Annotated in this window: 20 protein-coding genes and 1 pseudogene; 10 read left to right on the top strand and 11 right to left on the bottom strand. The window is 60.6% G+C overall.

Annotated features, from left to right (window positions below; genetic code table 11):
* Positions 1-6 precede the first annotated feature (6 nt).
* From ACVWXD_RS21395 to ACVWXD_RS21405, 3 genes are read right to left on the bottom strand one after another with little or no spacing between them, the layout of a single operon-like run.
* The gene (locus ACVWXD_RS21395) at positions 7-405 is read right to left on the bottom strand and encodes a response regulator (protein ID WP_032887125.1); all 399 of its coding nucleotides are present in this window, start codon (positions 403-405) and stop codon (positions 7-9) included.
* Positions 406-458: 53 nt separating this feature from the next.
* Positions 459-647: a hypothetical protein gene (locus ACVWXD_RS21400; RefSeq protein ID WP_032887127.1), complete on the bottom strand. Its 189-nt coding sequence runs from the start codon at positions 645-647 to the stop codon at positions 459-461.
* A 26-nt stretch (positions 648-673) separates the two neighbouring features.
* A complete protein-coding gene (locus ACVWXD_RS21405) occupies positions 674-865 on the bottom strand; it encodes a Flp family type IVb pilin (RefSeq protein WP_032887128.1) in 192 nt (63 codons plus the stop codon).
* A 315-nt stretch (positions 866-1,180) separates the two neighbouring features.
* Here ACVWXD_RS21405 and cpaB point away from each other — a divergent pair, with 315 nt between their 5' ends.
* Genes cpaB through ACVWXD_RS21445 form a run of 8 tightly spaced genes read left to right on the top strand, consistent with a single transcriptional unit; the run spans position 1,181 to position 8,620 of the window.
* Complete coding sequence (gene cpaB, locus ACVWXD_RS21410) at positions 1,181-2,128, top strand: Flp pilus assembly protein CpaB (protein WP_122756797.1); 948 nt, start codon at positions 1,181-1,183, stop codon at positions 2,126-2,128.
* A gap of 17 nt (positions 2,129-2,145) precedes the next feature.
* The gene (locus tag ACVWXD_RS21415; RefSeq protein WP_122682049.1) at positions 2,146-3,363 is read left to right on the top strand and encodes a type II and III secretion system protein family protein; all 1,218 of its coding nucleotides are present in this window, start codon (positions 2,146-2,148) and stop codon (positions 3,361-3,363) included.
* On the top strand, positions 3,360-4,550 hold the full coding sequence (locus ACVWXD_RS21420; protein WP_032887131.1) for a pilus assembly protein: 1,191 nt from the start codon (positions 3,360-3,362) through the stop codon (positions 4,548-4,550). Before ACVWXD_RS21415 ends, ACVWXD_RS21420 begins: the two co-directional genes overlap by 4 nt.
* Positions 4,547-5,818, top strand: a complete 1,272-nt coding sequence (locus ACVWXD_RS21425) for a CpaF family protein (RefSeq protein WP_032887132.1) — start codon at positions 4,547-4,549, stop codon at positions 5,816-5,818. Before ACVWXD_RS21420 ends, ACVWXD_RS21425 begins: the two co-directional genes overlap by 4 nt.
* 10 nt (positions 5,819-5,828) lie before the next feature.
* Positions 5,829-6,713, top strand: coding sequence for a type II secretion system F family protein (locus ACVWXD_RS21430; protein ID WP_032887133.1), 885 nt, complete (start codon positions 5,829-5,831; stop codon positions 6,711-6,713).
* Between the two features lies 1 nt (position 6,714).
* Positions 6,715-7,599, top strand: coding sequence for a type II secretion system F family protein (locus tag ACVWXD_RS21435; protein ID WP_032887134.1), 885 nt, complete (start codon positions 6,715-6,717; stop codon positions 7,597-7,599).
* 11 nt (positions 7,600-7,610) lie between these two features.
* On the top strand, positions 7,611-8,351 hold the full coding sequence (locus ACVWXD_RS21440) for a tetratricopeptide repeat protein (RefSeq protein ID WP_032887135.1): 741 nt from the start codon (positions 7,611-7,613) through the stop codon (positions 8,349-8,351).
* Positions 8,348-8,620 carry a DUF3613 domain-containing protein gene (locus ACVWXD_RS21445; protein WP_032887136.1) on the top strand — a complete coding sequence of 91 codons (273 nt, stop codon included), beginning with the start codon at positions 8,348-8,350 and terminating at the stop codon, positions 8,618-8,620. The genes ACVWXD_RS21440 and ACVWXD_RS21445 overlap by 4 nt, the downstream gene beginning before the upstream one ends.
* On the opposite strand, the gene ACVWXD_RS21450 is transcribed toward ACVWXD_RS21445, so the two are convergent.
* Both ACVWXD_RS21450 and ACVWXD_RS21455 read right to left on the bottom strand, forming a co-directional pair.
* The gene (locus ACVWXD_RS21450; protein WP_457371305.1) at positions 8,617-9,405 is read right to left on the bottom strand and encodes a response regulator; all 789 of its coding nucleotides are present in this window, start codon (positions 9,403-9,405) and stop codon (positions 8,617-8,619) included. The two genes, ACVWXD_RS21445 and ACVWXD_RS21450, sit on opposite strands and share 4 nt — an antisense overlap.
* A gap of 116 nt (positions 9,406-9,521) precedes the next feature.
* Complete coding sequence (locus ACVWXD_RS21455) at positions 9,522-10,007, bottom strand: prepilin peptidase (RefSeq protein ID WP_260367348.1); 486 nt, start codon at positions 10,005-10,007, stop codon at positions 9,522-9,524.
* A gap of 72 nt (positions 10,008-10,079) precedes the next feature.
* Between ACVWXD_RS21455 and ACVWXD_RS21460 the strand changes: the two genes are divergently transcribed.
* Positions 10,080-10,520 carry a TadE/TadG family type IV pilus assembly protein gene (locus ACVWXD_RS21460; RefSeq protein WP_032887137.1) on the top strand — a complete coding sequence of 147 codons (441 nt, stop codon included), beginning with the start codon at positions 10,080-10,082 and terminating at the stop codon, positions 10,518-10,520.
* Positions 10,517-13,258: an ATP-binding protein gene (locus ACVWXD_RS21465; protein WP_457371306.1), complete on the top strand. Its 2,742-nt coding sequence runs from the start codon at positions 10,517-10,519 to the stop codon at positions 13,256-13,258. The genes ACVWXD_RS21460 and ACVWXD_RS21465 overlap by 4 nt, the downstream gene beginning before the upstream one ends.
* Here the strand turns inward: ACVWXD_RS21465 and ACVWXD_RS21470 are convergent.
* From ACVWXD_RS21470 to pbpC, 6 genes and pseudogenes are all read right to left on the bottom strand, one after another.
* Positions 13,255-15,264, bottom strand: a complete 2,010-nt coding sequence (locus ACVWXD_RS21470) for a pilus assembly protein TadG-related protein (RefSeq protein WP_457371307.1) — start codon at positions 15,262-15,264, stop codon at positions 13,255-13,257. The two genes, ACVWXD_RS21465 and ACVWXD_RS21470, sit on opposite strands and share 4 nt — an antisense overlap.
* 98 nt (positions 15,265-15,362) lie before the next feature.
* Positions 15,363-15,920 carry a DUF4136 domain-containing protein gene (locus ACVWXD_RS21475; protein ID WP_181644404.1) on the bottom strand — a complete coding sequence of 186 codons (558 nt, stop codon included), beginning with the start codon at positions 15,918-15,920 and terminating at the stop codon, positions 15,363-15,365.
* Between the two features lie 44 nt (positions 15,921-15,964).
* Positions 15,965-16,568 (bottom strand): annotated as a pseudogene (locus ACVWXD_RS21480) (DUF4136 domain-containing protein).
* 24 nt (positions 16,569-16,592) lie between these two features.
* Positions 16,593-17,342, bottom strand: coding sequence for a methyltransferase domain-containing protein (locus ACVWXD_RS21485; RefSeq protein ID WP_181644405.1), 750 nt, complete (start codon positions 17,340-17,342; stop codon positions 16,593-16,595).
* Complete coding sequence (locus ACVWXD_RS21490; protein ID WP_003188211.1) at positions 17,335-17,643, bottom strand: MazG-like family protein; 309 nt, start codon at positions 17,641-17,643, stop codon at positions 17,335-17,337. The genes ACVWXD_RS21485 and ACVWXD_RS21490 overlap by 8 nt, the downstream gene beginning before the upstream one ends.
* 53 nt (positions 17,644-17,696) lie before the next feature.
* Positions 17,697-20,027, bottom strand: coding sequence for a peptidoglycan glycosyltransferase PbpC (gene pbpC / locus ACVWXD_RS21495; protein ID WP_401382892.1), 2,331 nt, complete (start codon positions 20,025-20,027; stop codon positions 17,697-17,699).
* Positions 20,028-20,029: the final 2 nt, after the last annotated feature.

Below are 20,029 nucleotides of genomic sequence, written 5' to 3' on the forward strand. Positions count from 1 at the left end.
AAAGCCCTACCGTTTGCTGAGAGGAAACAAGCTGTCCAACGTATCAATCAACCGCACCAGGTAAATCGGCTTGCGAAACAGATCCAGGACCTGCAGGCGCAGCATGTCGCTGACGTCATCCATTTCGGCATGACCGGACATCACAATCACCGGCAGGTGCGAGCGTGAGGTGTGTTCGCGCAGGCGCTTGATCAAGGAGATACCGCTTTCCTCGGGCATGCGCAGGTCGGTGATGACCAAGGCGATATCGGGGTGAAGTGTCAACTCTTGCAGGGCGAAGGTGACGGATGTTGCCGTAAAGCACACAAACCCCTCGTTTCCGAGGGATTCGGCGAGCTCGATCAGCGCGTCCTCTTCGTCGTCCACTAACAGGATTTGTTGCCGGGGGGACGACATGGGGCTCATGTAAGGATCCTGATACTAAACGTGCACTCAGGGTAGTCGTATCGCGCCATTGATCAAGTGGACAAGATACTGGCTTCGACCAACTTGAACAGCGCAGTGACTCTGTCGCTGATGGGCGTCATGAAGATACCGATCACAGCTGCACACATGGCAGCCACAATGGCGTACTCAATACCGGAAGCGCCATCCCTGGCGCAGACCATCAGTTGAAGCTTTAAGAACACCTTGCCAATTGCTGACATGCGACTCTCCAACAAGGGTTAAAAGCTCAAGTGCCGATACCGGTCTGAATCGATGTAAAAATGGCTTTCACTTTAGTGCTGATGGGCGTCATGAACAGCCCGATCACCGCTGCACACATCGCCGCGACAATTGCATATTCGATACCGGAGGCCCCCTCTCTTCCGTAAGACAAAATCTGGATTTTGATAAACACCTTGCGAATGACGTCAAGGAACATTTGACTTCTCCTTTGCGCTCCGGGCGCTGATGTAGCTGGGCTACAGCATGATCTCGCTGTGCCATTAGAGCATTGTCGGCAAATCCACTCCCAACAACTGTAATAAGCGACTAATCACAAAGTAGTAGCCAAATCGATGACGCCTGAAGAACCTTATTTCCCACTAATGAAGAGAAATTTTCCAAGGAGTAATGGCATTTCGTCCTAGCTGAACTACCTTCAAATAGCGAAATAGTTAGACCTTGATAGTGAACTGATTGCGCAGTGCTGGATGGACCAGACAGCAGGTTCTGCAGTGGGAAAGGGAGAGCCTTTATGAGCAGTCGCATCAGTATGATTCTGGCCGGGTTGCTCTTGTTGGGAGCGCTGATTGCCGGTTATTGGGGCCTCGTGTTGAGCCGTCCGGAACCGGCGGCCGCCGTGGTTGCTCAGCCCGTTGCCAACCCCTCTTCAGTGGCCCCCGTCGAAGACCCGACACGTCAACCCGTGGTGGTACTGGCCCACGACGTGCCGCCCTTCGTCGCCCTCACCGCCGCCGACCTGACCCTGGAAAAACTGCGCACTGCACCGGCTGGCAGCCTCACCACGCTGGAGCAAGCCATCGGACGCACGCCTTGGCGCAGCCTGGAAGCCGGAACCTGGCTGACCGAACAAAGCTTCGAGGCTGGCGGAAGCCTCGCCCGGATGATCCGCTCTGACGAACGCGCGCTGGCCGTTGCCGTGGATGAAGTAACCGGCGCCGCTGGGCAATTGAACCCGGGTGATTATGTTGACGTGATGCTGTACCTGCGCCAGGAAAACGGTAACCCGCAACCCTCGGCGCAAACCGTAGTCCCCGCACTTCGCCTGCTTGGAGTGGGTGACCAACTCGGGCTGACCAATGACGGTAAACCCGGCTCCCCTGTAGCAACAACGGCCGAAGACAAAGCCAAGCAACAACAGAGCCGTGCCAGTGCGCGCACCGTGTTGCTGGCCGTTCCAGAACAACTGATGAGTCGGTTGGTGCTTGCCACGCAAGCCGGTGCAATGCGCCTGGCCCTGCGCAGCGCTGACGAACAACGCTTGAGCCAATACTGGTCGGGCACCAATGAATCAGCGGCAAACCTCGACAACGCCAAGCGCGACCTCTACCAGTTCAATCAGTTGGCCTTTACTGCACCACCCACCAGCAACTTCAGCCCATCGGCCACCACCAGCGCTCCACGTCGCTCGGGTGTCGAGGTGATACGCGGCAACCAGGTTACTCAACAAACGCCCAGATAGCGCTAAGGATGCCTTGAATGAGCAGTCGTTCCCTGAGGTTTTTTTCACGAGCGTTCTGGGCCCTCGTCACCCTGACGCTGCCCATCGCGCTCGCACAGGCAGCACCGGGCAACTGCGCCAGCCTGGGCAAGCTTCCTGCGACGCTCGAAGTCGGTGAAGGCATGCAACAAGCCATGCAATCCCCGGTTGCCATTACCCGCCTGGCGGTCGGCGACCCCAAAATCGCCGACGTTCAAGTCAACGGCAACCAGGCGTTCCTGCTGACTGGCATCTCCCAAGGTGCCACCAGCCTCATGATCTGGACCGCGTGCTCTAACACCCCACGCCAGAGCATGGTGTTCGTCAAAGGCAAAGCCACTTCAGCGTTAACCAGCTTGTCGCTGTCCCCCTCGGACGACCCCTTGCTGCCGAGCCAGGTACAGACCGATATCCGCTTCGTCGAAGTCAGTCGCACCAAGCTCAAGGAGGCAAGCACCTCGATCCTGGGGATTGGCAAAAACTTCCTGATCGGCAGCCCCAACCTCGCGGTGCCCAGCGCTAACACCTTGGCTCTGCCGGTGAGCGCCTCCAACTTCAATATCGGCTTCGGCGGCGGGCGCGTGTCGGCGATGATCAATGCCTTGGAAAGCAGCGGTTTTGCCTACACCCTGGCGCGGCCCAGCCTGGTCGCCCTGAGCGGACAAAGCGCAACGTTCCTGGCCGGGGGCGAAGTGCCCATTCCGGTGCCCAGCGCCGGCAGCGACACCATCTCCATCGAGTACAAGGAGTTTGGTATTCGGTTGACCCTGACCCCCACCGTGGTCGATCGAAACCGCATCACCCTCAAGGTCGCACCGGAGGTCAGCGAACTGGACTACAGCAACGCCGTGCAGATCCAGGGCATTCAGGTACCCGCACTCACTGTGCGTCGCACCGACACCAGCGTGTCCCTGGCCGATGGCGAAAGCTTCGTCATCAGTGGCCTGATCAGCACCAACAACCGTTCCACCATCAACAAATTTCCCGGCCTGGGCGACATCCCGATCCTGGGTGCGTTCTTCCGCGATTCCAACATCAGCCGCGAGGAAAAAGAGTTGCTGATGATCGTCACCCCCCACCTCGTACAACCCCTGGCGGCCGATGCGCAGTTGCCGTCCCTGCCCGGCGAAAAGCTGCGCAGCTACGACCCTAATTGGTACCGCCTGTTTTTCCTTGAAAATGGCAACTTCGACCGTCGCACGGGGCTGTCCCAATGAGCGAAAGCCTGAGCCAAACGTTTCTGGCAATAACGCGTAACAGCACCGATCTGGAGTGGCTTCAGGGCGCGCTTGCACCGTTGGGCCAAGTGGTCAGTGCCGGCGGCGGCAGTCTGGACGAACTGCTGGCACTGGTCGACGTGACCTTCGCCAACCTGGTCTTCATCGGCCTGGACCGTGAAAACGTCACCACGCAATGTGCGCTGATTGAAGGGGCACTGGAGGCCAAACCCATGTTGGCCATCGTCGCGCTGGGCGACGGCATGGACAATCAACTCGTACTCAATGCCATGCGGGCCGGCGCCCGCGACTTTGTCGCCTATGGCTCGCGTTCCAGTGAAGTGGCCGGCCTGGTTCGACGCCTGAGCAAGCGCCTGCCGACGGTCAGCCACACCACTCACCTGGGTGGCCTGACGGTGCTCTATGGCACCCAATGCGGTACCGACGGCGCATTACTGGCCACCCACCTGGCGCAAGTGGTGCAAAAAAGCGGGCAGCAAACCCTGGTACTGGATTTGGGACTGCCTCGGGGCGACAGCCTGGCGCTGTTGGGCCTGGAAAGCTCGTTTCACTTCGGTGATGCCCTGCGCCACTTACGACGCCTGGATGCCACCTTGATCAACAGCGCCTTTACCTCGGCCGAGGCTGGTCTGCGCATTCTGGCCTACACCGACGGCGACGAATCGCTGGAGCAAACCAGCGCTGCCGAGCTGTACATGCTGCTCAGCGCCCTGCGCCAACACTTCCAGCACATTGTCGTAAACCTTACCGGCCAGCCGGACAGCGAAGCGCTGCGCACCTTCGTCAGCCATTGCGACAAGTTGCTGTGGTGCACCGATCAAAGCGTGCTCGACTGCCGACGCAACCTGGCGGTGCTCAATCGATGGCGTGAAAAAGGCATGAAACTGGAGCACGGCCGTCTGCTGGTCGACCGCTATATCAAAGGCGCCGCACCGGAGGCCGAAGCGCTGGGCAAGACCTTCGGCCTGGAAGTGATTGCCGTGCTGCCCCTGAGCGCGGAAATCCGCCTGAATGCCAAAAATCAGGGCCAGACCTTATTTGCGTTATCGCCCCGCGAGCCGCTCACCCAAGGCCTGCGCACCCTTGGCGAGCGCCTGGCCAAACGCTCCGAAGGCCTTGAGAAACCACCGGCCAACTGGCTTACCCGTCTCTGGAGTACGAAATGAGCAGCGATAAACTGTTCGGTTCGCCCTTACGCGGCACCGTCGACAACACCGATCACGACGGCCTCAAACTGGTCCTGCACCGCTACATCATTGATGCCATAGAGGAGTCGGGGAAAAACCTGTTGGAAGGCACGCGCCAATCTTTGGCGCAATTTGTGATGGATAAAGTCGCCGAGTACATCACCCGCATGCACCTGGCGATCTCCCGCTATGAAATGGAGCGCCTGGCAGAAGAAATCGTCGACGAACTCACCGGTTTCGGGCCGCTTGAGGTGCTGCTGCGCGATACATCCGTCACTGAAATCCTGGTCAACGGCCCCCACCGAGTGTTCGTCGAACGCGATGGCCTGCTGCACCAAAGCGACCTGCGTTTTATCGACGACCACCATGTGGAGCGGGTCATGCAACGCATCCTCGCACCCTTGGGGCGACGACTGGATGAGTCGTCACCCATGGTCGATGCGCGGTTGCCGGACGGGAGTCGGGTCAATGCGATCATTCCTCCGATTGCCCTGGACGGCCCCTGCCTGTCGATCCGAAAGTTTCGCAAGGACATGCTCAAAAGCAGCGACCTGATGGCCATGCAGACCATCGATCAACTGATTTTCGAGTTCTTCCAAGAGGCCGTGGGCAAGCGCTGCAACATCTTGATCAGCGGCGGTACCGGCACCGGTAAAACCACGCTGCTGAACATTCTGAGCCAACTGATCAACCCCCATGAGCGGCTCGTCACCATCGAAGATGTGGCCGAACTGCAACTGGGCCACCCCCACGTAGTACGCCTGGAAACCCGCCCGCCGAATGCCGAAGGGCACGGCGAAGTGAAGGCCAGCGACCTGATTCGCAACGCCCTGCGGATGCGCCCGGACCGCATCATTCTGGGGGAGATTCGTGGCGTGGAAGTGCTCGATGTACTCACGGCGATGAACACCGGCCATGACGGGTCGATGAGCACCGTGCACGCCAACAACGCACAGGATGCGCTGCTGCGCCTGGAGACGCTGGTGGGACTCACCGGCCGCGTGGTCGCGGAGAAAACCCTGCGCCAGATGATCTGCGCGGCACTGGATGTGGTGATCCAACTGACGCGTTTGCCCGACGGTCGCCGTTGCGTCAGTGAAGTGGTGGAAGTCGTGGGCGTGCGTGATGACGTGTACGTCACCAACACGCTGTTCCGGCATGACAAGCGCACCGGCTTCGGTTTCCTGCGCGAAGCCATCAACCCCGCCGGCGACAAACTGCGCCGCGAAATCCCGCTGCCGTTGTAGGAGCCGCCTGATGATCGGTCCGATCCTGCTCGCATTGATCTCTCTGGGCATGCTGTTGCTGGCGACGCACATGATGCGCAGTGGCTTGCGCCAGGCACAGGCCGAGCGTGTGATGGAGCGACTGGGCCAGGGCCAACCTAAGGCAGTGAATGACAAGGCCGTCGTGACCAGCCTTGAACGTATGTTCATCCGTGCCGGCCTGGGCAAGCCCACCGAACGCCTGGGGCTATGGCTCATGCTTTGGGGCTTTGGCGTGGCGCTCGGTTTCCTGGCTGCCGAATGGCTGGGCTTGCTGACGATGGTCGTACTGCCGCCCCTGATCCTGCGGTTCTACCTGGCCCTGCGCTATCAACGCCGTTTGCGCCGGATGATTGAGCAGTTGCCTCAGTTGCTCGATCACGCCGTACGCAGCCTCAAATCCGGCCGCACGCTGGCGGACGCCGTGCTGGGTGGCATTGAAGCCAGTGATGACCCGCTGAAGAAGTCCATGGGACGCATCAAGCGCAATGTCATCCTCGGGGTCAGCCTGCCGGATGCGGTGCACGACTTTGCCGAGTTTTACGAACAGGATGAGCTGCGCCTCTTTGCGCTGGGGTTGAAGGTCAATCATCGCTATGGCGGCAACGCCAGCGAGTTGCTGGAAAACCTGATCAAAATGATCCGCGAACGGGACCAGGGCGCTCGCCAACTCAGGGCGATGACGGGGGAGACTCGCGTGACCGCCGTGGTGCTGGCGTTGCTGCCGATCAGCGTGGCCGGTTACTTCCTGGTGACCAACCCAACGTATCTGGTGGGTATGTGGGCCGATGACAGCGGCAGGTGGATGTTAATTGGTGCCTTCGCCATGCAGGTGTTCGGTTGCATCGCCCTGTGGCGCATGCTGAGGAGCGTCTGACATGGCCATGTTGATCAGCGCAGTATTGTTTTTCGCGGCGACGTTACTGCTGGTCGGTAACGTCCTGGCTCACCGTCGTCAACAGCGCGTGGTCACCTCGCGGCTGCAGGGCGAGACCGAGCGTGAAGACAAGATAGGCCGATGGTTGCGCACGCTGGGCAACACCCGGATTGGCCAACGCACCATCAGCCTCGACAACGAAACCCAAACCCTGCTCAACCGTATTGGATGGCGCAAGGCCGGGCAGCGCTCGATGTTCGCCGCCTGCCAAGTGGGCGCGCCACTGGTACTGCTGGGCCTGACGCTGCTGATACAAAGCGTGTTTTTCCCTGATGCGGACCCCGTTTGGCTAGCGCCCTTCCTCGGGCTGGCCACCGGTTACCTGCTGCCCAAGCGCGTGCTCGCGTCACTGGCCAAACGGCGCCAAGAGCAGATCACCCAGGAAATCTCGACCTTCATTCCGCTGCTGCGCATCCTGTTTGAATCCGGCATGGCCGTTGAGCAAACCTTGCGCGTGATGTCCCAAGAAGCGCAAAAGCTGCTGCCGGTACTCACTTCGGAATTGCGCATTGTGCTGGCCAGGGTGGACTCGGGCCTGGAGCTTGGCGAAGAGTTGAACAAAACCAGCCTGATGCTGAGCGTCGATGAGTTCAGCGACACCTGCACGATTCTGCAACAGCTGCTGCATCAGGGCGGCGGCGCCATGAAGTCGCTGCAGGCACTCAAGCAACTGCTGGACGACCGGCGCCTGACGCGCATGCAGGAATACATTTCCAAGATGTCGGCCAAGATGTCCGTGGTCATGATGGTCTTTCTGTTTCCGGCGTTACTGATCGTACTGGCCGGTCCCGGCTTTATCGCCATCTCGAAGGCCATGGGGCCTTGAAAGGACAACCGATGAAAACACTGATTGCCGCGTGCAGTTTGTTGCTCATGAGCGGCTGCGCGAACCTGGGCCAGACGCCTTGGTCCGGGTTCGCCGCTAACGGCAGTTGCTCCAAGCCCAGCGCCGACCAGGAGCTTTCGCTGAACCTCGCCGACGACATGGCCAACGACGGCAAGCTGCACGCCAGCCTGGCCAATCTGCAAAATCTGCCGGACTCCTTGCCTCAAGTACGCCTGCGCAAAGCAAAGGTCTACCGGCTGTTAGGGCGCAACGACGCAGAGCCGTTGTACAAAACCCTGCTGGGTACATGCTTGTCGGCTGAAGGCGAACATGGACTCGGGCAACTCGCCGTCGCCAAGGGCGACAACGGTAAAGCCCTGGCCCATTTGCAACGGGCCGCCCAGCTCTCGCCTACCGATGAAAAAATCCGCAATGACTTAGGGGTGGTCTACCTCAACCAACTGCGTATGGACGATGCACGTTTCGAGTTCCTCACTGCCATGGAGCTCAACCAGAGCAATCAGTTGGCCGCCATTAACCTGGTGACCCTGCTGATCTACCAGGACAACTGGGGGCAGGCCGCGCAAGTGGTCAGTCGCATGGGGTTGAGCCCCGTTCAAGTCAGCCAGGCCCAGGCCCGGGCGCAGCAACTCAAGCGTTCGCCTGCGTCGCCCGCCAAGGATCAAATAGCGGCTGTCAGAGATGCCTTGCAGGCGCCTATCAAGTCAGTCAATCAGGGAGAATCCAGATGAAACTCGCATTGCTCGCCAACCTGCTGCTGGCAACGCTGCCCCTGACCGCCATGGCCATTGAGCCCGGCCCGTCTTCGCCTCAACAGAAACAGACTGAAGGCTGGCTACAGCTGCAGGTCAGCGGCCAACTGGCGTCGTCCAAGCCGCAGAAGGCGACCCCCGCTGAACGCGAGGGCGCCATGCTGCGCCTGATAGAGAGCTACAAGCACCCTATTCCTGAGTACTACGATCAGAAACAAGGCGGTACCTCGCCGAGCGGTAGCAACTAGTGGGCGGTCACCCGCTGGCGTATCGCCGAATTGCTCGGTGACAGCGCCAGCGCCAACTGCGTGCGGTTATGCATATGGGTGAGGCGCAACACCTGGGAAACGTAGAGCTTCACCGTGTTTTCAGTGATGCCCAGCTCACAGGCAATCTGGTAGTTGGTCTGCCCCTTGCCCACCAGCCGTGCAACGTCCAATTGACGTGGTGACAACTGTTTGAAAATAACCGGCATCTCCACATCAAGTGCTTCACCCTCCCCCTGCGCCTCGGTGGCGCTGATGGAGGATTGAGGGTTGTTACGCACCTTGTCGAGATCGTGATAAAGGTCATCGATGGACGCCGACAGGTATTGCAGCTTCTGGTTCAGGTGCCCCAGCTCAAGGCTTTTATGCCGTTCCTGCAGCACCGCCTCCTGACGTTGCAACCCTTCCAGCAACTCGGGGAGATTGATCGGTTTTTGATAATAGTCCGCGATTCCTGCGCGCAGGGCCTTGATGACATCTTGTTTGTCGGCGCGCCCCGTCAGCATGATGGATTCAAAGGCACGCTGTTTACCGGCCAAACGCTGCAACGCTTGCACCAACTCGATACCGTCCATTTCCGGCATATGCAGGTCGCACAGCACCAGGCCGATGTCAGCGTCTTCGCTGAAACGTTTTACAGCCTGGAGGCTGGAATGGCATGGGATGCAGCGATAGCCGCTGCTTTCGAGGTATTCGCACAGCTCTTCCACGATCAAAGGTTGATCATCGACAACGAGCACTTTCACTAGAGAGGTAAGCTTGTTCACGCGCGACTCCATGCCTGGGCAAGCCAAAGACCAACCGTTCCATTCCAACCGCTTATTTTCCGTACAACTCACCCTTAAACGTAGACGTACTTTCTTACTATGTACATAGCACTAGGCTACGTCACGACTAATGGGATCCAAGCCCAAGCGAGTACAAATCCGACGAACAAAAAGGGCGCAAATGGCTGTTTGTTTGACGCCTGCGGCTCAAGGTGACAGAGAGCGTTTCTAACTCCTTGATTCATCAGCGGCCACATTCTGGGCGCCACCAACAACCATGCAACGCTCGCCAGCCCTGCGCCGACAAACGTGCCGAGCAAGTACTGGCTGTTGGTTGCCAACGCCAACGCCGCCAATAACTTCACATCCGCCGCGCCCAGCCGACCTAAGGCATAACCGGGCAAGGTAAACAGCAGCGCCAGGGTAAACGCCCACCCGCCCTCGGCAGCGGATGCCCCTAGCCAGGTGGACCCGCTCAAGAGCAAATAAACCAATGCCAGCAGCAACCCACCCCACGTCAGGCGGTTGGCGATCTGGCGTTGACGGATATCTTGCACGGCGCATAACGCCAGCCAAACAAACAGCAACAGGCTATGAATCACGTAAAAAAAATCCCTTTTCGCTGAATGATTCTATGCTGATATCAGGTAGTGGTTGTCAGGGTAGACGCAGTCATGAAAAAGGGCCTCCCTAGAAAACAGAAAGGTGCCGCCGCGCTTGAGTTCGCGATGGTATTCATGATTTTTTTTGCCGTGTTTTATGGTTTGGTCAGTTACAGCCTGCCGTTACTGCTGCTGCAATCGTTCAACCAGGCAACGGCAGAAGGTGTAAGACGCGGCGTGGCGCTTGACCCTACGACGCCTGGCTACACCGATGCGCTGAAAACCCGCGCGATCAGTGCCGCCCAGGCGCAATTGCAGTGGCTGCCGCCGGCCTTCAAATTCGTACCGGCCTATGTCACAGCAGACTATTCGGGCACCGGGATGCTGACCGTACGAATCAATTACCCCTCCGACAACCTTAAGAGCGTTCTGCCCTTCCTGGTCCTGCCGGGCTTCGGCACTGTGCCCAACTTGCCTACGACGCTCTCGGCCCAAGCGAGCCTGCAGTTTTGAACTCGGGGGAAAGGTTTTTCGATCGACTCCTGGGCCGCCCTCCGGGTATCTCTGCTTCGCCAGCACACGCCCCCGCGAACGCCGGCCTGCACATTTATCTGGATAATCAGGGTCGCGTGCTGCAAACCGACGGCGCGCTGCGCCATCGCTTGGCGAAAACAACCGACCCGCAACAACCGATGCCACTGCTGGACTATGTAGATGCCCACAGCGCCGTGGTGATCGAGGGCTGCCCCGGCGACTGGCAAGGACAAACCCTGGACCTGGATTTCAAGGCGCATGCGGGGCGCGTCCTGCAAACCCGAGGCTGGATTCAACCTCAAGGTGATGGCTGGGTATTACAACTGCTCGACATCGGCGACTTGATTGCCCACCGCAATCAAGCTGAAACCCGCGAACAGAATCAGTACCTGAGTGCCCAGATCAGTGAGCGACTGTGGGTTTGCAGCCTGGCGCGCCTGCCCGAGGAACTCCAAGACAACCTGCAAAGCATTGCGCAATGCTTGCAGATTCCCTGTGTCGCCATTGCCCTGCTCGATAGCCAGGAGCAGGGTTGGTTGATCCACAGCCACTATCGCGCACACGATGCACCGGCCCTGTGGCACGACGGACAGCCCCTGGGAACCGCGCTGGACAGCCTCGACGGCAAGACCCCCTTGAACCTGACCCTGAACCATGGCCACAGCGAGCACCCGCGTTTGCAGGGCATTTTCAACAATGCCGCAGGCTTCCTGGTGCCCTACCGTGACGACCATGGCGTTGCCGCCTGGCTGCTTTGCGGGTTTTATCGCGGCGAAGAAAAGGCCAGTGACCGTGACTGGCTACAACTGACCGCCGCCATCGCCGCCCCATTACTCAGCCGCCTTCGCGAGCAGCGTCATCAGCAGCAACTTGACCGGCTGGAAGCGTTGCAGGGGTTACTGGGCACCGGTTGGTGGGAACTCCAACCAGACACTGAAGAGATCCAGCTGGCACCCCAGTTGTTACAGCACCTGAGCCCCAACCACAGCACCCCGCGCATGGCCCTGACAGAGTGGCTGATGCTGATCCACCCCGCTGACCGCCAGGAGCTCGCCAGTCGCCTGCAAGACTTGCAGACAGCGAGCAAACCGGTGTCCACCAGCGTACGTCTGCATCGTATGGACGCCGCACAAACCCCCCTTTGGTACCGCGTTCAAGGCCAAGCTTTAGGGGTGGGAAGCACACGGCGGCTGATCGGCTTCATGCTGGATATCAGCGATATAAAAAACCAGCAGCATCAGGCCGCCGCCGCTCACGCAAGGCTGGACAACCTGATCGCCAGCTCACCGGCAATCATCTACGTACAACGGTATGTCGAAGGCACCCTGCAGCCGCTGTTTTTCAGCGACAGCCTGCTGCCTCTACTCGGCCGCACCCTCGAAGAATGCACGCCGGCCAGTCTTATCGAATGGATTCATCCCGATGACCGTGACCTCTACTTCGAGCGAACTCGCCAACTGCTTCGCGAAGGCAACGTGCGCAGCCGCTACCGCGTTCGCGATAAACACGGCGTAGACCATTGGTTGCTCGACGAAGCCAAGCTGCTGCGCGATGAACTGGGTCTACCGGTAGAGGCCGTCGGGCTATGGCTGGACGTCACCGAAGCGACCCTGGCCGCCGAACAGATCAAAAAGAGCGAAGAGCGCTATCGCATCCTGGTGGAAGACTCCCCGGCCATGATCTGCCGCTACCGACCAGACCTGACGCTGACCTTCGGCAACACCCCCCTGGCCAACTATCTGGAATGTTTGCCCACGCAGCTGCCGGGGATGAACCTGGGGCATTGGTTGTCGGTAGAGCAGCGCCAAGCCTTTGAGCAGCGCATCAACCAACTGACTCCGGAGTTCCCGGTCAGCACCGCCGAAATCAGCCTGGAACTGCCTGGCCGCGAGCATGCCTGGTGGGTCTGGTCGGACCGCGGGGTGTTTGATGAGCGCGGCGCGCTGGTGGAAGTGCAAGCCGTAGGCCGGGATAACACGGAAGTGCGCCGCTCCCAGCAACAGCTGACCCAAAGCGCCAAGATGGCCACCCTCGGCGAAATGGCCACGGGCCTGGCGCATGAAATCAACCAACCGCTGAACGTGATGCGCATGGCCATCGTCAACGTGCTCAAGCGCCTGAGTAGCGGCAACGCAGACGTCGATTACCTCACCGAAAAACTTCAGCGCATCGACGCCCAAGTGCTGCGCGCGGCGCGGGTGGTGGACCATATGCGGGTGTTTGGGCGCCGCTCGGAAATCGAGCAGCAGCCCTTCGACCCGGCACAGGCGGTGGAGGGCACGCTGTCGATGCTCAGCGAAGGCTTGAAGGGCAAAGGCATGGACCTGCGCGTCACCCCGGTGGACTTCACCGTGCAGGTCAAAGGCTACGTCGATCAGTTGGAACAAGTACTGATCAACCTGATGGTCAACGCCCGTGATGCACTGCTGAGCAATCGCGAACAGAACCCGGCCCTGCGTCCATGGATCGCACTGCATTGCGAGCACGACAGCCGCCACGTGCGGATCTGGGTCGAGGACAACGGCGGCGGTATTGACCCTCGCCTGCTGGAACGGATTTTCGAGCCGTTCTTCACCACCAAGCCGATTGGCGTGGGCACGGGGCTGGGGTTGTCGGTGAGCTACGGAATTGTGGAAAACATGGGCGGCCGGCTGAGCGTCGTCAACGGCGCAGAAGGCGCCAGGTTTTGTGTGGAGTTACCGATCGTGGAGGCTTAAAGCACCAATGCCGCTTGCCCGTGGGGTCTGCAACTGAGGTTGGCGCCGACTTCAACTTTGTTGAGGTTGATGCCCAAGGTGGACAGCAAGCCGTTTACCAGCGGGTCGACAATTGGGCTAAGGACAGCGCCGATGACGTTGCCCAGCGTGCTATTCAAATCGTTAAGCAGCGTTGCACTGGTTGCCAATAACCCGCCCAGCAGATTGAACCCCGTGGGCTTGTAAACCTGGAATTTCAGCCCTGTTTGCAAAGCCTGTCCGAGGGACGTCACCAGGCTAGCAGTCGATAGCGAATGATAGAGCGGTGGCTGCTTGATCTCCGGTGGCTGGTTGTAGGTGTAAGCGCCACCCGCCGAAGTCACTGAGCCCACGCTGGGGTCGATAAGCATCCCAATCCCCCCGCCATAAAACGCTTTGCGATTAGGGTAATCGCAGACGGTGGGCCCGAGCCCGAGCAGCGGCTTGAGGCACGTCACCGCGCCGATATCGATCACCGGCAGCGGTGGCACGGCCGCCAGCGGCGGGCTGGCTCCCAGTGAATCGATCAGGGTAGGGCTCTGGCCGACTTTGATGCTCACCACCGACGCATTGGTTTGGGTGGTCAGCGTTTTGGTCGCGTCACTCGCGCAGGTAAACCCTGTGACATAGCTTTCAGCAATGCCCAGCTCAAGAATCACATCCACACTGGGAACCGGCGGGTTAGTGGCGGAAGACAGCAGCCTCAAGTCTGTGGTCTGACAAGGAACGCCTCCCACGGCACACAGCAGCGAACTGACAGTCCCGGCCAGGTTCAGGCTGAGCAAATTGTTCAGCACGTCCGTAAGCGGAGCGACCAAGCCGTTCACAACCAGATTCACCGCAGGGATGTTGAGTACCGGCAGCGTCACTGTCAGCCCCAGGCTTACCTGCGCCGTGCGCACATAAATCCGCGTACTCGCATCGGTTTTATTCTTGGCATAGGTGGGGTCACCGATCGCGGACAGTATGGGCGGCTCAATGACCTTGAGCTTGAGATTCGCCGTCACACCGGGAATGGTCACAGGCACCGCAGCCACCACCCCGTTCTTCTTGTTGGCCAATTGCACAAAAGCCTCAGCCAGCTGGAACGCGTTCAACGTGGTGTTAAGCCCGGCGGACACAGCCCCTGTCTGCAATTGCAACAGGCTGCCCAGCGTCACGTCGAGATTGCCCACCAATGCATTGATCTTCGTAAGCCCTGAGGCGGCCACCGTCGCGGTATCCGACCCGGTTTGAAGCACGGTTACCGCCGCATCGATCAGTTGACCGAGCTTGAGGTTCTTGGCCAGCAACTCGTCGTAATTGCCCGCCTGGACACCCACGTTCAGTGCCAACTGGTTCAGGTAACTCAACAGGTTGAGATTGGTGTCCACCAACCCCTGCCAACCGGCCACATCGAGCGACAGGTTACCGCCCAACAACTTGCCGAACAGCAGGTTCAGCGCGGCGGAATCGGTAGAGTTGACCGTCACCAACGTGGACTTGATCGTCAATTGTGCCTGGGGCGGCAAAATCTTCGGCGCGGCCACGGCCTTGGCCGTCAACAGGGTGGTCAGGCTGTAGGCGCCGCCATTGAACATCGACCAGATACCACCGGCGACACTGGTCAACACCGGGCGCGAGGCGATCACTTGAATCGCATCGCGCTTGGTGGCATCTGCGGAAAACACCCTTAGATTCGAAGCCGCCGTGGTCAACGAACCACAGCGCACGTCCAGTGCATTGGCGGGGGGAATGATGTAGCCGTTGCGCACCGCACTGGCGCCGGCATAGGTGGTGGCGGTGTTGTTGTTCGCGGCCAGGCAATCGCCATTGCGCTGGACAGCTTCCAGCGCGGCCATGTCGGCAATGCCTTGCAACTTGCGCTTTTCGAGATAGAGCCGCCCGCTGTCGACCACCAGCAGTAAGAAGACCAACGCCAAACCGAGCGTCAAGGCCGCCATCAAGCCGATCGCACCACGCTGCCTGCAACGAAGTCCGGGAGACATCGAGCACTCCTTAGCGCTTACTCTCCGTAGGTGCTGTGGAGTGTAGACAAGGCTTGGAATGTGCGCTGGCCAAGCGCCACAAATCGCGGCGGCTGAAGTCAGTGCGGCGGATAGCTGGAGAGGATGTGCGTCACCGTCGTGCGGATCGCGTTGTTGCGGTCCTGTGGGTTGGGCGTGCTGCCCATCATATGTTCATCACTGCCGCGCCATACCAGTTTGCCGTCCTTGCCATCGAGCAGGTCGATCTGGATGGTCGCCACTTTGTAGGTGATGTTGCGCGTTTCGTTGTACATCGGCCCACCCCAGTAGCCGTTCCACGGGCCACCCCAGCCGCCGCCGTAATTGGTGGTGACTTGTTGCTGGCGGTCTTCGACGATCAGGTAGGCCTGAACGATCAGGTCAGCCTTGGTGCCCGCTGCGGCTGGGCGCAGGCCCCGTTGGTCGAGTTGCTCGCCTACCGCCTGGCGGATGCGTTGTTCGGTGAGGTCACTCTTGATCCGTGGATCATCTGGGCGGTATTGCAGGGCCGGATCTTTCCAGGCCCAGTTGCGGTAGGCGCCGAAGTCTCGGCTGGCGTCAAAATCGTGGTTGACCTGGTTGGTCTGGCAACCGCCCAGCAGCACGACAAAAGCGAGCATAGCGATGCGACGAAACATGGTTTTCTCCAAAGAGCGAACTGCGCTTGAAATGAGAATAGCGGTTAACTGGGCGGGTAAGCGGTCATGGCCTTTTGCACGGCCTGGCGCAAAGCGTCAGCACGTTCGCTCAGGCTGCCCTGGCTGGCAGTTTCGGCACTGGTGCTCCACACGGGCTGACCGCTGCGGGCATCAAACAGGTTGACCCGCACCACCGCAACCGTCACCTCGTAGGTGCGCACGATCGGCGCCGAGTTGTACATGCCATAGCCATTGCCGTAGCGGTTATAGCCGCCGTAACCGTAGCCATAATCGTCCTGGACTTGCTTGAGACGCTTCTCAAGGCGCACATCCGCGCTGACCAGCAGGTCGGGCGCCCGGTTGTCGTGCAAAGGGCGCAGGCCACGCTGGTCGAGGGCGCCGCTGACGGCTTCGGCAATCTGCGCCGAATCAGCCCATGCCGAGCCCGCCCGGCAGTTGGCCGTTGCGCCAGGCCCAATTACGGTAGGCCCCGTAGTCGCGTACCGGCGCAGGGTACGCACTGGCATCGAACGTAGTGGCTGCCTGGGCCGGCGCCGGTGGCATGGGCGCAGAAGCCGCCACATAAGGGTTAGGGCTGGAGCACGCGCCCAGCCCAAGGGATAACAAAATCAAACAGAGACGACGCATTTCGACCTCCGCAGGCTGGGCCGCTTAAACCGGACGGCAGATCCAGTGCAAATAACGCCCAAGTCCGGCAAAGCTTGGGTGACGACGGTGAGCGAGTTCCATCTCTACAAGGTCCTGTAAATCCGCGCGGGCCTGGAATTCCACCGGCATATAGTCGTGAAAAACCCGCACACCACTTTGGCTTTCGACCTGCCAAAGCCCGTCGAGTTGCGCCGCTAATTCGCGGGGGTCGAGGGGCTGTTGCGGGGTCAGGCTCTGCTTTTCGCCGGCCATGTCGTTCTTGCGCATTTTGCGGAAGTGGCCTTTGAGCAGGTTGCGATAAATCAGCGCATCACGGTTGTAAAACGCCAGGGACAGCCAGCCACCGGGCACGGTCAGCTGGTGCAGCACCGGCAGGATCGCATGGGGTTCGGCCAGCCATTCCAGCACCGCGTGACACAGCACCAGATCGTAAGGTTCGGTGAGCTGGCCAAGCAGGTCTTGCCAGGGCGCCTGGATAAAGGTCGCCGTTTGCCCGGCCTCGGCGAAGCGTTGGCGCGCACCCTCAAGCATCGGCTCGGCGGGTTCGGCCAGGGTCACCAGGTGGCCGCGCTCGGCCAACCACAGCGACATATGCCCCAGGCCTGCGCCGATATCCAGCACGCGCAACGGGCGTTCCGGCAGGGCTTCGGCCATGTCGGCCTGAAGCACCGCAAGGCGGATTGCGCCTTTGGCACCGCCGTAGATTTTCTCTGCAAAGCGTGTAGCCAACTGGTCGAAATGACGATCACTCATGGGCAAACCGCCGTTCGCTGTCAGCCAGTTTGGCGCGCACCACCTCATTCATGTCCAGGCCCAGCTCACTGCACAACAGCAGCAGGTACAGCACGATATCGCCGACTTCCTGGCCGGCGTGGGCGAGTTTGTCAGCGGGTAACTGGCGAGATTGGTCTTCGGTCAGCCATTGGAAGATTTCCACCAGCTCGGCCATTTCCACGCTGGCAGCCATGGCCAGGTTTTTGGGGCTGTGGAACTGCTTCCAGTCGTTGGTATCGCGGATGCGGTGCAGACGTTCGGTGAGGTGTTCGAGGTTCATGGGAGGGGCTCCTGAAGGTGTGTAGCTTCCGGCGGAAATTCAGAGAAGGCAAGTTAATCCACCACGCTGAACTCAATCCTGGCCGTCTGCCCCGCCTCATCGAGCACGCTTAATTGATAGCGGCCCAGTCGCTCGAAACTGGCATTGATAAAGTCCTGATTGGCGCTGTCGCCCAACGGCGCGCCATTAAGGAACCACCACCGTCGACCACTGCCGCCCAAGGCGGAGATTTTAAGACGCAGGGCTTGTTGGCTGGCGGCGGGCAGGCGCAATTGGTCGCCTTCACGCACGCCGACGATGGACAACGGTGAAGACGCGGCCAGCGCCGGCGGCGAGCAATCCGCGTCGGCGGCTGGGATGCGTGCTTCACGGCGTTCGGCCCTTGGCAGCCAAGGTTCCAGCGGTGCTGGCCACAGGGCGATAGGCTTGGCGACTGCGCCGGGGCAATGAGCATCGACCCGCAAGCCCTTGGCATTGACCCAGACGCTTTCCATCAACCCCACACTCAGCGGTTGATCCAACGCCTGCAAGGTCGGCGGCGTGGTGTTGTCCAGGGTCCAGGCGAAGCGTTGGCGGCGGCAATTGGGATCGCTGCGACTCATGGGCTGGCCCAGCGGCCAACAGATCGCCGCCACGCCGACGTTGGCCGGCACCGGTTTGACTGGCGCGCTGATGCCGCGCTGGCTGTCGCGGTTGGTCAACACGTCGTGCACCTGCAACATCAGTGGCGCCGCTGACGCCAAGCCGAACTGGCCCGGCACGGGCGTGCCGTCCGGTCGGCCGATCCACACGCCAATCAGGTAACGCGGCCCCACGCCAATCGCCCAGGCATCGCGAAAGCCATAGCTGGTGCCGGTTTTCCAGGCGAGCACCGGGCGCTGCACCAACTCGGCACGCGGGTCGCGATCCGGCCGCGCTTGCCCACTGAGGATGCGCCGCACAATCCAGGCAGAGCCCGGCGACAGCATTGGCCGCTCTCTCAGCGCGTCGTCCGGCTGTAGTCGGATAGAGGCGCTCTTGCCGTCCCGGGCGAAGGCGCTGTAACCGCCCACCAGATCTTCCAGACGGCTGCCCGCGCCGCCCAGGATCAGCGCCAGGTTCGGCTCGGCCAGCGCGGGCAATGCCAAGGGCACACCGCCGATGCGCATCTCGGCGGCAAACCGCTTGGGCCCGTAGGCTTCCAGCAACTGCACCGCCGGCAGGTTAAGGGAGCTGGACAACGCAGTGCTCGCCGGCACCGCGCCGGTAAACCCCATGGAGAAGTTGCCCGGTCGATAATCGCCATACCGCCGGGGCACGTCCTGCAACAGCGATTCGGAGTGAATCAACCCATCATCCAGGGCCATGCCATACAGAAAGGGTTTCAAGGTCGAGCCCGGCGAGCGCAGCGCGCTGATCATGTCCACATGGCCAAAGCGCCTGGCGTCGTTGATATCCACCGAACCCAGGTAAGCCCGCACCGCCATGGTTTCCTCTTCCACCACCAGGATCGCCGCCGAAGTGTGCTCCGGCAGCCGCGCGCGCCAGCCCAGCAACAGATCTTCGAGGCGGCGTTGCAGGGTGGCGTCAACGGTCGTGCGGATCAGCGGCGGGCTGTCGGGGCGGTTCAGGCGGCGAGCGAGCAAGGGCGCCAGGCTCGGTTCCAGACGCGGGGCAAGTAGCAGCGGTTCTTCAAGGGCTTCGTCGACCGCCGATTGCGGCCATACCTGGAACTCGGCGAGGCGGCGCAAGACCTTGTCCCGAGCCTCTTGGGCGCGCTGCGGATGCCGATCTGGACGCAGGCGGCTCGGCGCCTGTGGCAGTACCGCGAGCAAGGCCGCTTCGGCATGGGTCAATTGCGCAGGGGATTTGCCCAGGTACGCCCAACTGGCCGCCGCCACGCCCTGCAACGTGCCGCCAAACGGCGCGCGGTTCAGGTAGAGGTTGAGGATCTCTTCCTTGGACAGGTGCCACTCCAACTGCGCCGTGCGCCACAGCTGACGCAACTTGCCATGGAAGGTGCGCGAATGCGGGTCGAGCAAACGGGCGACCTGCATCGACAAGGTGCTGCCGCCCGACACTACCCGCGCGCCGGTCAGGTTCTGCCACGTCGCGCGCACCAACGCCAACGGGTTTACGCCAGGGTGTTGGTAGAACCAGCGGTCTTCGTAGGTGAGCAAGGCATCCAGGTAATACGGCGAGACTTCACCGGTTTGCACGGGGTAGCGCCACACCCCATTGGCATCGGCAAACCGCCACAAGGGTGTGCCATCCTCGGCCAGCACCACCCGCGCCAAGTCGTCCTTGGGCAGGGGCAGCGGCCAGATGCGGTCGGCCAGCCACAGCAGGGCAATCACCAACAGAAGGGTCGCCAGGGTCCAGCGGGCAACTAAACGCAAATTCAAAC

It is taken from the genome of Pseudomonas sp. TE3911 (assembly GCF_054062775.1).

Coding starts and splice junctions, on each gene's coding strand:
- ACVWXD_RS21470 (WP_457371307.1), bottom strand. CDS start 15,264: ATGTCTCCCGGACTTCGTTGCAGGCAGCGTGGTGCGATCGGCTTGATG.
- ACVWXD_RS21425 (WP_032887132.1), top strand. CDS start 4,547: ATGAGCAGCGATAAACTGTTCGGTTCGCCCTTACGCGGCACCGTCGAC.
- ACVWXD_RS21475 (WP_181644404.1), bottom strand. CDS start 15,920: ATGTTTCGTCGCATCGCTATGCTCGCTTTTGTCGTGCTGCTGGGCGGT.
- ACVWXD_RS21420 (WP_032887131.1), top strand. CDS start 3,360: ATGAGCGAAAGCCTGAGCCAAACGTTTCTGGCAATAACGCGTAACAGC.
- ACVWXD_RS21400 (WP_032887127.1), bottom strand. CDS start 647: ATGTCAGCAATTGGCAAGGTGTTCTTAAAGCTTCAACTGATGGTCTGC.
- cpaB (WP_122756797.1), top strand. CDS start 1,181: ATGAGCAGTCGCATCAGTATGATTCTGGCCGGGTTGCTCTTGTTGGGA.
- ACVWXD_RS21415 (WP_122682049.1), top strand. CDS start 2,146: ATGAGCAGTCGTTCCCTGAGGTTTTTTTCACGAGCGTTCTGGGCCCTC.
- ACVWXD_RS21440 (WP_032887135.1), top strand. CDS start 7,611: ATGAAAACACTGATTGCCGCGTGCAGTTTGTTGCTCATGAGCGGCTGC.
- ACVWXD_RS21445 (WP_032887136.1), top strand. CDS start 8,348: ATGAAACTCGCATTGCTCGCCAACCTGCTGCTGGCAACGCTGCCCCTG.
- ACVWXD_RS21485 (WP_181644405.1), bottom strand. CDS start 17,342: ATGAGTGATCGTCATTTCGACCAGTTGGCTACACGCTTTGCAGAGAAA.
- ACVWXD_RS21490 (WP_003188211.1), bottom strand. CDS start 17,643: ATGAACCTCGAACACCTCACCGAACGTCTGCACCGCATCCGCGATACC.
- ACVWXD_RS21395 (WP_032887125.1), bottom strand. CDS start 405: ATGAGCCCCATGTCGTCCCCCCGGCAACAAATCCTGTTAGTGGACGAC.
- ACVWXD_RS21435 (WP_032887134.1), top strand. CDS start 6,715: ATGGCCATGTTGATCAGCGCAGTATTGTTTTTCGCGGCGACGTTACTG.
- ACVWXD_RS21460 (WP_032887137.1), top strand. CDS start 10,080: ATGAAAAAGGGCCTCCCTAGAAAACAGAAAGGTGCCGCCGCGCTTGAG.
- ACVWXD_RS21405 (WP_032887128.1), bottom strand. CDS start 865: ATGTTCCTTGACGTCATTCGCAAGGTGTTTATCAAAATCCAGATTTTG.
- ACVWXD_RS21430 (WP_032887133.1), top strand. CDS start 5,829: ATGATCGGTCCGATCCTGCTCGCATTGATCTCTCTGGGCATGCTGTTG.